Source organism: Camelimonas fluminis (genome assembly GCF_014656355.1).
GTDB lineage: Bacteria > Pseudomonadota > Alphaproteobacteria > Rhizobiales > Beijerinckiaceae > Camelimonas > Camelimonas fluminis.
On sequence record NZ_BNCG01000007.1, the window covers coordinates 1 to 11,825 of the forward strand.

The following is an 11,825-nucleotide window of genomic DNA, read 5'->3' on the forward strand; positions in this document are numbered from 1 at the left end:
CGTGGAACGCGCGCCCATCATCCGGTGGAATCAGTGCCCACCATCCCGTGGAACACGCACTGGCGAGACCTTCCAGGCCTTGACGTCGCCCAGTTCACACATCTCCGCCCTGGCGTGCGCGGGCAAGGGGAAGTTTGTGGTCAGAAATCTGTCGTAGCCCTCTCTGAGACCATCATGCCCGCGCGCCACATCCTCGGGCGTGAACGCAAACTTCCACATGTTGAAGGCCCGCTGCGCCTCCGGACGCTTCAGCGTCTTGCCCTCCTTGAGGCCGGTCAGATTGAGCACCTCGCCTGGGGGCTGCTCGCTGGCGCTGATCACATTGTAGTCCCAGGCCAGTCCCCAGCTCGTCTCCCCCAGCGGGTCGATGCGCGCCATTCCCTTCCAGCGTTCATTCCTGTTCCGGATGCGCAGGCCATCGGTTTCGTGCATCAGCTTGACGACGGCGCGGGCTCCCGACTGAATGCGCGTTGTCCGCGGCTGCCTCCGGGTTTGATACTCCCGCAAAGCCGCCTCCACGTCACCGGCGCTCCGGCTCAGGCAGCGCGCAAGCACCCACGCATCTTCGATCGCCTGTCCCGCCCCGGCCGCCAGGAACGGAACCATCGGATGTGCGGCGTCGCCAAGAAGCGCAATCCGGCCCTCTGTCCAGACATCGATCGGATCGCGGTAGTACATCCCGGTAATGAATGAAGTCTCGCATTGCCGCAGCATCTGCAGCACGCGGGGGCATGCATCCGAGAAGGACGCGAGCATTTCATCAATATCTCCGCTGTCCGACCAGCTCTCACGCGTCACTTCACTGGCGGGAACAGACGCCAGGATGCTGTAGAGCTTCTTTGGGCGGACCCAATAGGTAATCAGCGTCCGCCCCGGCCCGAACCAGTAGTTGCCGCGCTCCTCCAGTCCGAGGCCCTCCAGCTTGTCGGCGGGGATCAGCGACCTCCACATGAGGATCCGCGCATCGTGTTTTTCTTCGTCCCCCCGCATGGCCCGGCGGACAGCCGAATGAATTCCGTCACAACCAATCAGGACGTCGCCTTCAATTTTTTCACCGCCGGCGAGCGTGACGGTGACGCCGGATGCGCTCTGGCTGATGGTTTCGCAGCGGGCGCCCAGTCTCACGGCTGCTTCCGGTAGCGCCGCGCGCAGCAGGTCAATGAGATCCGCCCGGTGAACGTTGTACATCGGCGCCCCGTAGCGCTCCTCCGCCGATATCCCCAGCGGCACCTGAAACACAAGCTGGTCGCTCCGCAGCTCCCTGTAGTCGTAAGACAGCGGCTTCACGCCGACTGCCTGCACCGCCGCCTCCAGCCCCAGTTCACGAAGCACAAGCGCCGCGTTGCTGGCGATCTGGACGCCCGCCCCGATCTCGCCCAGCTCGCTTGCTTGCTCGAGCACCAGCGCATTGATACCGTGTTTCCGCAAGGCAATGGCGGCCGTCAGACCGCCAATGCCGCCGCCTGCAATGAGTACCCGCATGAGCATTTCCTCGACCCAGTTATTAAGTGATTTCGCTTAACAATGTCAGCCACTGAACCAAAGTCAAGAGCCCGGAAGGGTGGTCGCTCGCCGTCAATCCAGACCAGGGCGCAACTCAAGATGGCGGCCCAGCTCCTGTTTGCCCATCACGGGGTGAACGCCGTCACCGTCCAGCAGATTGTCGCGGCGGCCGGCCAGAAGAATAACGCGGCCATTCACTATCATTTTGGCTCGAAAGAAGAGCTTGTTCGTGAAATCGTCGTCGACGGCGCCGCCGTTCTTGAGCGCAGACGTCAGGAAATGTTGAAGGAAATGGATGCAAAAGGCGGACCGAAAACCGTCCGCGACGTCCTCCACGTTCTGATCATGCCGGTCATAGAGCTTGAGAACGAGCCGCAGTGGCGCGGATACATCCGGTTTACGTCACATCTGCATGCTTCAGATCGGGAGGCGCTCGCCCGTGCGCTCGATAACCGCTGGAATTCCGGCTATGTCGCCTGCTTTGACCACCTGAAGAAAATGGTCAAAATATCTTCAAAATTACTTGATCAACGACTGTCCCTGCTGAACATATACGCGAATGCTGTGCTGTCCGCCCGCGACGCCGCCCTTGAGGACAGCAAAACTGCGCAAAGCAGACTGTGGGGGCAACGGTTTACCCTCGAAAACATTCTCGACTCGCTGGAGGCGGCCCTGGTCAGCGCGCCGTCAGAGAGCACCCGCGATCTGTTGTGAGCCAGTCTTATCTATCCCCCGCTACTCTGGGCAAGCTGAAACGGGCGGACCCCGCAGTTCTGCCCTGAGCCTTCGGGTTGCGGTCCTTTGACCGCGTATCATATCGTCATGGAGCCCCGCTCCCCAACGAGGCGCGCCAGCGGCGGTGCAGCAGTGGGGCGCTCCGCATCCGCTGGCTCCAATGCTGACTGCAGATCGTCGGCAAAGTAAACGGCCGCGCCCGGCGCACAATCTGGACCATCAGTGCATGAAGCGTTTTTCTTTTGATCTTCCCACATGCCTGTCGCTCGTGACTGTACTGGGCCTCCTGCTGGCCGCGACTGGAATCTGGGGCCCGGCAGGCGGCCATGCGCTCCTGAAATGGTCGGGCGTCACGCTCGTTTTTCTTGCGGGGGGCGTTCCAACCGCCTGGAGCGCGCTGTCCTCCCTGTACAGGCAACGTATTCTGGACATTGATCTGCTGATGATCACCGCGGCTGTTGCAGCCGCCGTTGTCGGGGCGGCGTTTGAAGGCGCCGTGCTGCTGACATTATTCAGCGTCTCCACCACGCTCGAGCACCGGGCGCTCGGCCGGGCGCGCCGCGCCGTCGAGGCGCTGATGGCGCTGCGGCCTGAGACGGCGTCACGCAAGGGGGCCGATGGCGCCGTCGTTGAAATCCCCGCCTCGGAACTTGTGGTCGGCGACGTGGTGATCTTGCGCCCAGGCGCGCGCGTGCCAGCCGACGGGGTGATCGCCCACGGTCGGGGCGGCGTCGATGAGGCCAATATCACCGGCGAGTCCATGCCCGTCTCCAAGGAGCCAGGCCAGCAGGTGTTCGAAGCCACCATCAATCTTGACGGGGTGCTGGAGGTCGTTGTCTCCCGCACCGTCGCCGACAGCACGATCGCCCGGATGATCAGGCTGGTGACCGAGGCGCAGGAGGCCAGGGCGCCGTCCGAGCGCTTCAGCGCCTGGTTCGGCCAACGCTATACTGTCGCCGTCATCGTCGGCGCGGCGCTCGCCTTCATCATATTTTTCCTCCTGGGACGCGACTGGGAGCAGGCCCTGTACCGGGCCGCCACCCTGCTTGTCACGGCCAGCCCCTGCGCGATTGTCATCTCTGCGCCCGCCGCCATCCTGTCGGCCTTGTCCGCGGCGGCGCGCGGCGGCGTGCTGTTCAAGGGCGGCGGCGCCATTGAGACCCTGGCGGCGGTGAAAACCTTCGCCTTTGACAAGACCGGCACCCTGACGACGGGGCGCGCCACCGTAAACCAGATTGTCGCGTCTGATGGCGATGAAGACGGTTTTCTGTCGTTGCTTGCCGGTGTTGAGGCCCACTCTGAACACCATATCGCCGCAGCCATCCTCCGTGAGACGGCGGCGCGCGGGCTGACAGGCGTTGCTGTCACCGATGTCAGCGCTCATCCAAGCGCCGGGATACTCGGCCGCGACAGCCTCGGCCAGGTATGGGCTGGCAACGCGCGCATGGTCTCCGCCATGGGGGCGACCATTGACAACCCGGCCCTGACGCAACTGGAAGAAGAAGCGCGCACCGTTGTCTACCTTGGACGCGGCCCCAAAGTGCTTGGCGCGGTGACCGTCGCGGATGAAGCGCGCGCCACATCCGCGCCCGCATTGCAGGCGCTACGTGACAGCGGCGTCCGTAAAATCGTCATGCTGACCGGCGACCGCAGGCCCGTGGCGCTGCGCATTGGCGGCGAGCTCGGCATCGCGCCAGAAGACATCCGCGCCGGCATGTTGCCGAAGGACAAGGTGGACGCCATTGGCGAACTGGCGCGCGATGGGACTGTCGCTTTCGTCGGCGACGGCGTGAATGACGCTGCCGCTCTCGCCCGCGCTGACGTCGGCATCGCCATGGGCGCGGCCGGGTCGGATGTGGCTCTTCAGGCCGCCGATGTCGCCCTTCTGTCGGAGAACATGCGAAAACTTGCCGAAGCGCACCATCTGGCGCGCCGCACGGTGTCAATCATCCGGCAGAATTTCATCTTCGCCATCGGCGCCATGCTGGTGCTGGTCACCGGCGGCCTGTTCTTCAACCTGCCGCTGCCGCTTGCGGTGATCGGGCATGAAGGCGGGACCGTTCTTGTGGTTCTGAACGGCTTGCGCCTGTTGTCGGACAGGATCAGGACCCCTGACCCACGCTGAAGCGCGACGCTCACTTTCGCCGCACAAAAAGGCGCCGCAAGAAGCGGCGCCTGTACCACAATATATGCTCCAGCGGCGCTCAGGATATGACAGCGCGCTTTGGCTCGACGATTTCGAACATGCGCGGGAACTCGTCCATGAGCGACATCAGTTCCGCCAGTCGCGCGCTGTCGCCGGTCATGCTGATTTCGCCGGCGGCGGCCGCCGCGGCAAAATCCGTCTGCCTGGCGATGATGCGGTTCAGCATGGCGCGCGACAGGGTGATGGTGAGGTCGGCGGCCGGGCGCGGCGGAACGGCGATGCAGGTCAGGGCGCTGTTCTCGAGCGTCATCGCCCAGCTTTCGTCCGGATCCGTCAGCGCCCAGTTCAGCACCATGCGCCGGCCCTCCGCTTTGGGGCCGTTCAGCCGCACCGCCAGCATGTCCCACACCTGGCCGGTTTGCAGGGCGGCGATGGTTTCCAGCGGCATGGCCCCGCGCGAGGGCACCGACGGCATGCCATGCCGCAACTCCTGCGCGCCGAACAGGTAGGCGTTGCGCCATGTGGCGCTTTCCGCCAGATAGCCAAGCTGCTCGAAGGTGCTGGCCAGCAGGGCGCGGGCCGCCGCATTGTCGGGTTCGGCGAAGACCAGATGGCTCAGCGCCTGAGCGACGAAGCGGAACTCGCCCCTGTCGAAATCGCGGCGCGCCTTGTCGAGTATGGCGTCGGCGCCTCCCATGTATTCGACAAACTTGCGCCCGCTCTCGACCGGCGGCAGCGGATCGAGACTGGCGGGATTGGCGTCGTACCAGCCCAGATACTTCTGGTAGATCGCCTTCACGTTATGGCGGATATGGCCGTAATACCCCCGGCCGTGCCAGGCGTTTTCGAGGCTGGCGGGAAGCCGGATGGTCTCGGCGATTTCCGGGGCGGTCAGCCCGTGGTTCATCAGACGCAGGGTCTGGTCGTGGGCGAATCTGTACAGGTCGCGCTGCTGCCGGATCATGGTGGCGACGCGCTCCTGCCCCCAGACCGGCCAGTGGTGCTGGCCGCACATCACCTCGGCCTTGTCCCCCCACATGTGCAGGGCTTCATCGAGGTATTTCGACCAGGCCAGCGCGTCGCGCACCGCCGCGCCGCGGAAAGGCAGCAGGTTATGGAAATTGTGGGTGCAGTTCTCCGCCAGGCTCAGCATCCGGTACTGCGGCGCGTACAGATGCATTTCCGCCGGGGCCTCGGTTTCCGGCGCCATCTGGAACTCGAAGTCGATGCCGTCGATGGTCCGCGTCTCACCCGTCTTGCGGATCAGATCGGTTGGACGAACCAGCGCCACCGCGCCAGATGAGGTTGATTTGCCAAGACCCGTGTCAACCTGACCGCGCGGGCCCTTCTTCAGGAAGGGGCCGAACTGGTATTGCGCCCGTCGCAACATCGCGGGGCCGGCGATGATGTTTTCCGAGACCGCGTGCTCCATGAACAGGTCGGGCGCGATCACCGGCACCCTGCCGCTCGCCAGCGCTTCCTCATCGACAACGCCGCGCGCGCCGCCCCAGTGGTCGGCATGGGTGTGCGAGAAGATGATGGCGACGACCGGACGATAGCCGCGATGCTTGTAATAGAGCTCGATCGCCGCCCGCGCGCCTTCAATCGCCGACATGGCGTCATAGACGATGACGCCGGTCTTGCCCTCGATCAGGGTCATGTTGGCGATGTCGAAACCGCGCACCTGATAGACGCCAGGCGTCACCTCGAACAGGCCGTGATGCATGTTGAGCCGCGATTGGCGCCACAGGCTCGGATTGACGGTCAGCGGCGCGGCTTCGTCGGACAGGAAGCCATAGTCGTTGAGGCTCCAGACGACGCGGCCGTTGTTCGAAACGATGTGAGCGTTGTCGATCGTGCCGAGAAAGCCGCGCGTTGCGTCCTCGAAATCGCGGGTGTCGGCGAACGGCAGGGCTTTCAGGGTCGCCGCGTGCATGTCAGCGACGGCCTGCGTCGCGGCTTTGGGCGTCAGATCGGAATCGTGAGTGGTCATGGCGTTTCCTCGGGGTTCAGGAGTGTCACGGGCGCCTGCGCGGCGCGTCATTGCATGGTGGGCGCCGCCCATGAACGGGCGGCCTATCCCATGGAATCGCTGGCGGTCCTGCCGCGGTGTCTCTGGTGGTCCCGCCACCATGAGGTAATCGCGAGGGTCATCCAGCCAGCATTGTAGAGAACGCCGGCGGCCAGGATCAGCCATCCTGGCAGCGGCCCCAGCGCCGCCCGCTCCACGATCTCCGTCAGTCCGGATGCGGGAGCGGGATGCACCGCTATCTTGATGCAATAGGCGACGGTCTGGATGCCGAGGATCCAGACATAGCTGCGACGGAGCCGGCGTCCGGCCGAGCCGGCGAACGAGATATGGTGGCGCGGCGTCGTGTAATCCCGCGCCAGCCGCGTCCGCCAGGCCTGATCATGCCCTGCCGTTCCAGACAGCATCGGCGCGTAAAGGTTGGTTTCCAGCCACCGCGCCCGGGCGCGCCAGACGTTGAAGTAGCGGTAGCGCCGGGCTTCGAGGGCCAGAAACAGCGCCAGCAGCAGCCCCACCAGCAACAGCGGGGCCGGCGACGCCTCGCGACTGGAAAACGTGGTCGACAGGGCGATGCCCATGGTGACGATCGCCCAGTTGGTGGTGTTGTCCAGGCGGGTGCGCCAGATGGTGCTGCGGTAAACTTCGGCGCGATACAGATGGGCGATGGCCCCGATCTCAGCCCCGTTGAATTCCTGACGCGCCACGCCGGCGGCCGGTTCAATCGTGTCCATGGCCGTCTTCCGGTATGGAGCGCTTTCCGACCCGACGGAATCGTCTGGTCGATCAGAATTCGCTCAAAACAGGGGGAACTGGAGCAATCTCCGATCCATGTAGATCGGAAATTGCCCTGGCGTTACTGCCAGACGAGCAGTTTCTTCTCGAGCCAGTTCATGGCGACAGTGATTGAGAGGCCAAGCAGGGCGAGCAGCAGCAGCAGGGCCATGACGCCGTCCATGTCGAAGGTGGACTGCAGATAGGCCAGCACCTGGCCCAGGCCGTGCTCGGCGGCGATGAGCTCCGCGCCAACCACCCCGAGCAGGGCGTAGACCAGCCCAAGCCGCAGGCCCGAGAAGATCACCGGCACGGCCGACGGCAGGGTGACCTTGAAGAAGATCTGCCCTGGCGATGCGCCCAGCGCCCGCGACAGCACCAGATGGTCGCTGTTGACGCCGCGGATGCCCGCGACCGTCGCCGCCAGCACGATGAAGAAGGTCAGGCTGATGGCCACGGCGATCTTGGAGCCGATGCCGAGGCCGAACCAGAGCAGGAACAGCGGCACCAGGGCGATGCGCGGCATGGCGTTCAGCAGCGAGAGATACGGCTCGCAGGCGCGGTGAAGCCCGGGCAGCATGGTGAACAGCAGTCCCGCCAGGATCGCGGTGAGGCTGCCGCCGACGAAAGCGATGGCGGCGGCGGCGATGGTGTAGGACAGGTCGTTCCACAGGTTGCGGTCAGTGATGAACCCGCGCCACAGATAGCTGGCGATGCCGGAGGGACGGCCCGCGAAGGTGGGATCGATGACGCCGCGCGCGCCAAGGAACTCCCACAGGGCGACCAGCGCGACGATGAAGACGACGTGCCCGAGGGTGATGCGGAACGGCTTAATCATGGGCGGAAGCTCCCTGTTCAAGCAGGCGCCAGAGCCGGGCGTAAAGGTCGTGGAACCGGTGATCGGTCTGCAGCTTGCGCACGTCGCGCGGGCGCGGCAGGTCGATGGGCACGTCGGCGACGATGCGTCCGGGACGGGCGCTCATGACGATCACCCTGTCGGAGAGCGCGATGGCTTCGGCGAGGTCATGGGTGACGAACACGACCGTCTTGCGGTGGGCTGACCAGAGCTGCATCAGCAGGTCTTCGAGGGTGAGTTTGGTCTGGGCGTCGAGCGCGCCAAACGGCTCGTCCATCAGCAGCACCGGGCTGTCGAGGGCGAAGGTGCGCGCCAGGGCGCAGCGCTGGCGCATGCCGTGCGACAGGGCCTTCGGGAACTTGTCGGCGAAATCGCCCAGGCCCACCTGTTGCAGCAGGTCGCGCGCCCGGCTGTCGCGCTCGCGTTTTGGCAGTCCGCGCACCTCCATGCCGAAGGCGGCGTTGTCGAGCGCCGTGCGCCATGGCAGCAGGCTGTCGCGCGCCAGCATGTAGGCGATGTCTGGGTTTCCCTCGTGCGGCGGCTTGCCGAGGACGCGGACATCGCCCTCCGCTTCGTCCTTCAGCAGGCCGGTCAGCAGGTTGAGGATCGTGGTCTTGCCGCAGCCGCTTGGGCCAACCAGCGAGACAAACTCGCCGGGGGCCAGGGACAGCGAGACATTGTCGACGGCGAGGACGGCGCCGGCCGTTCCCGCGCCGAAACGCATGGTCAGATCGTGGATGGCGATGGATGGGGGCAGGTCAACGGCGGCAGGCGGCGCATGCGCAAGCCCCGCGATTTGCGCCCCGGGCGCGACGGCGGGCCGGCTCATTGACCGCCCCCCGGCTTCGCGGCTGCATCATAAACAAGACTATCCGTATCGAACGGCTTCGACAGTTGCCCGGTCGCGACCATGTTCGCCACAACCTGCTTCAGCGCCGGGCGGGACAGCGCCATTTTGAACGAGGGGACGCGCGAGGTGACGGACGTCGTCAGCACCGCGTCGCCGCGCGGAATGTTAATCTTTGAATTCTGGCTGGCGATGGCGATGACCTCTTTGAGGTTCGCCGGATCCTGCATGAACGCTTCAGCGTCATTGCCCGCCGCGATGATGGCTTTGACTGTCTCTGGCGAGCGATCAATCAGGTCCCTGTTGACGACGAGCAGCGTTGAAGCGCCATTGGTTCCTGTGATTTCCTTCGGTCCGCTTGCCCGCGAGCCAACATAAACCGCCTTGCAGTCCTTGATGACCTCGCAAATGGACGCCGAGGGCTCGAAGGTCATGCTGGCGTCGATCTGCTTCGACTTGAGCGCGCCATAGGACGTGTTGGGCGCGCCAACCGAGACAAAGGTGTAATCGCTGGCCTTCAGGCCCGCGAGGTTCGCGAGCTGGACGAACAGCAGTTCGCCGCCAGCGCCCCGGGCCGGCACGCCGATCTTCTTGCCCTTCAGGGCCAGCATCATTGGCTTGAAATCGTGATTGCCATCCGGCACGTCGAGATCGGGACGAACGACAACCTGGAACGGGTTACGTTGCGCCCCGCTGCCGATCACCCTGATGTCAGCCCCCTTGATGGCGGCATTGATGGCAACCTCCGGCGGCGGCAGCGCCACATCGATGCTTTTCGCCAGCAGCGCCTGCATGCCCAGCGGCGCGGCCGGGATCGGCTGCATCTCGCAGCGAATCCCGTGCTTCGCGCAAAAGCCTTTTGAGGTCGCAACCCGGTACAGCAGATTGCCGAGACCGGGGTAATCCTGAATCCGGATCACGGTTTCGGCTTTGGTCTCCTGGGCGCTGGCGCCCGTCACGGCCACTCCCGCCGCCAGCAAGGCGCCGGCCCACATCGACTTCCTCATGGTTTCCCCCTCGCGTCATGATTTTTCCTGTCCGCGTCGCGTACTGGCGTCCGCGGCATTGCCGCGAACGCTCCGGGCAGGCGATGGCCCGCCATCAGACCAGGGCGTCGCCCTCCCCGCCGAAGGAGCGACGCCGCAACCGGGGCCTGTCAGACGAGTGGCGATCCGCCGATCGTGATGCGGTGCATCAGGCGCCGCTCGCCGTCATAGTCATTGACGGCGTAGTGCCAGGTGGAGCGGTTGTCCCAGAACGCGATGGAGCCTTCACCCCACTGGAAGCGGTACTGGAACTCGGGGCGGGAGGCGTGGGCATAGAGATAGTTGAGGAGCGGCGCGCTTTCGCGCGGCGTCCAGCCAACAAACTGCGTGGTGAAGCCCGGATTGACGAACAGGATTTTTTTGCCGCTCTCCGGGTGCCGCAGCACGACCGGATGGACCGCATCCTGCGTCGCTGCCTCGGCGTTGCCCAGGCGTCCGTCGGAGCCTTTGGCGTAAGCTGACTTGTCGCCGAAGACATGACGGCTGGAATGGACCGCCTGCAGCCCCTCCAGAACGCTTTTCAACCCGTCGGACAGCGCCTCATAGGCCCGGTTCATGCAGGCGAAAACCGTATCGCCGCCACGGGTTGGCGTATCGCGCGCCAGCAGGATGGAGCCCAGAGCCGGGATCTGGTCATAGGAGTGATCCGTATGCCAGTCGCCGCCGATATTGGTCTTCTGACCGGGCTCCTTGCGCACCTCGGCGATCTGCGGATAGCCCGAGGTCGCCTGGAAGAAGCGGTTGATGTCGATGTCGCCAAACCGTTCGGCAAAAGCAATGTGCTGCTCGGGCGTCAGCTTCTGGTTGCGAAAGAAGATTACGCCATGTTCGTTCAGGGCGTTGCGCATTTCGGCCACCGCCGCGTCTTCAAGCGGCTGGGACAGGTCGATGCCTTCGATGACCGCGCCAAGCGCGCCAGACGTCGGGTTGATATCGATATGGTGATTACGCATTGTTTCCTCGCTTCAGGTTCGTTAAAGAACCATAGTTCACATTCTTATTTTTAAGAATGATAATTCTGATTTGAAAGCTGTCAAGAGCATGAACACGCTTCCCGTTCGCAATGTGTTGAACGCCGGCATGCTGGAGGGTTTCGCCGCGACCGGCATGCGGCCGGCCCATCAGGCGCGCAGCCGTGAACTGGTGATCCGCCTGTTCAACGAAGGTCTTGCCCTGCTGAATGACGTCGACTTCGACGGGCTCTCGATCGAAACCCTCTGTCACCGCACCGGATCGACGGTCGGGGCCTTTTACAGCCGTTTTGAAAACAAGGACGCATTCGTCAACGCGCTACAGCGCATTGTCGTGGTCGGCGCCCGCCGGGAAATTTACGCGAACTATGAGAACGCCTCATGGGAAACCCTGGACCAGCTCATCGGCGCCGTAGCGAGAGGGGCCGCCCTCTGGTACCGGCGGCACGAGGGGCTGGTGCGGGCGTCGCTGCGCCGCGCCAATGGCGAGCGGGACATGTGGACGCCGCTCCGCGAACTGGGCGAGCTGAATATTTCGTGCGCCCTGCCCCGTATCCTGACGTTCCTGCCGCCGCAGGCCCATGACGGCGCGGTCGACAGGATCAGGCTGGCGTTCCAGATGCTGTTTGGCACGCTGAACAATATCGTTCAGGTCAACCCCGGTCCCTTCACCCTGGAGGACCGGCGCACGGCGCCCTTCATCGCTGAGGCGATGACCGGTTTCATTCGCGCGGGAGACCGGAGGGCCGACGGGGCCGGCCCAACAGGTTGACGACAACGACACGGGGCGTGGCCCGACCCACGGCATGCGAGCCTGACGCCAGGCTCCCGGCCGAGCCGCCGCCGACCTCGTGACGGCCATGGGCAACCCGGAGATGGCGCTTCACACCAGAACGCGAGAGCATGATTCATCGCGTTCCG

10 protein-coding genes are annotated in these 11,825 nt (G+C 64.5%); 3 read left to right on the forward strand and 7 right to left on the reverse strand.

Annotation, left to right across the window (positions count from 1 at the left end; translation table 11 throughout):
* Positions 1 to 30: 30 nt before the first annotated feature.
* A complete protein-coding gene (locus IE243_RS09960; RefSeq protein ID WP_191319218.1) occupies positions 31 to 1,482 on the reverse strand; it encodes an FAD-dependent monooxygenase in 1,452 nt (483 codons plus the stop codon).
* 120 nt (positions 1,483 to 1,602) lie between these two features.
* Between IE243_RS09960 and IE243_RS23765 the strand changes: the two genes are divergently transcribed.
* Together IE243_RS23765 and IE243_RS09970 are read left to right on the forward strand one after the other, a co-directional pair.
* Complete coding sequence (locus IE243_RS23765; RefSeq protein ID WP_191319219.1) at positions 1,603 to 2,217, forward strand: TetR/AcrR family transcriptional regulator; 615 nt, start codon at positions 1,603 to 1,605, stop codon at positions 2,215 to 2,217.
* Positions 2,218 to 2,464: 247 nt separating this feature from the next.
* Positions 2,465 to 4,363, forward strand: a complete 1,899-nt coding sequence (locus IE243_RS09970; RefSeq protein ID WP_191319220.1) for a heavy metal translocating P-type ATPase — start codon at positions 2,465 to 2,467, stop codon at positions 4,361 to 4,363.
* 79 nt (positions 4,364 to 4,442) lie between these two features.
* Here the strand turns inward: IE243_RS09970 and IE243_RS09975 are convergent, their stop codons facing one another.
* The 6 genes from IE243_RS09975 to IE243_RS10000 form a co-directional block, all read right to left on the reverse strand.
* Entirely contained in the window at positions 4,443 to 6,377 is a 1,935-nt protein-coding gene (locus tag IE243_RS09975) for an alkyl/aryl-sulfatase (protein WP_191319221.1), read from the reverse strand.
* Positions 6,378 to 6,460: 83 nt separating this feature from the next.
* Complete coding sequence (locus IE243_RS09980; RefSeq protein WP_191319222.1) at positions 6,461 to 7,144, reverse strand: DUF2270 domain-containing protein; 684 nt, start codon at positions 7,142 to 7,144, stop codon at positions 6,461 to 6,463.
* A 122-nt stretch (positions 7,145 to 7,266) separates the two neighbouring features.
* Positions 7,267 to 8,022: an ABC transporter permease gene (locus tag IE243_RS09985; RefSeq protein WP_191319223.1), complete on the reverse strand. Its 756-nt coding sequence runs from the start codon at positions 8,020 to 8,022 to the stop codon at positions 7,267 to 7,269.
* Positions 8,015 to 8,869, reverse strand: coding sequence for an ABC transporter ATP-binding protein (locus tag IE243_RS09990; RefSeq protein ID WP_244643042.1), 855 nt, complete (start codon positions 8,867 to 8,869; stop codon positions 8,015 to 8,017). Before IE243_RS09990 ends, IE243_RS09985 begins: the two co-directional genes overlap by 8 nt.
* Positions 8,866 to 9,894, reverse strand: coding sequence for an ABC transporter substrate-binding protein (locus IE243_RS09995; RefSeq protein WP_191319224.1), 1,029 nt, complete (start codon positions 9,892 to 9,894; stop codon positions 8,866 to 8,868). Before IE243_RS09995 ends, IE243_RS09990 begins: the two co-directional genes overlap by 4 nt.
* Before the next feature lie 149 nt (positions 9,895 to 10,043).
* The gene (locus IE243_RS10000; protein ID WP_191319225.1) at positions 10,044 to 10,886 is read right to left on the reverse strand and encodes a TauD/TfdA dioxygenase family protein; all 843 of its coding nucleotides are present in this window, start codon (positions 10,884 to 10,886) and stop codon (positions 10,044 to 10,046) included.
* 88 nt (positions 10,887 to 10,974) lie between these two features.
* On the opposite strand from IE243_RS10000, the gene IE243_RS10005 reads away from it, so the two are divergent.
* Positions 10,975 to 11,676 (forward strand): TetR/AcrR family transcriptional regulator, encoded by a 702-nt coding sequence (locus IE243_RS10005; protein WP_191319226.1) that lies wholly within the window; start codon positions 10,975 to 10,977, stop codon positions 11,674 to 11,676.
* Positions 11,677 to 11,825 lie beyond the last annotated feature (149 nt).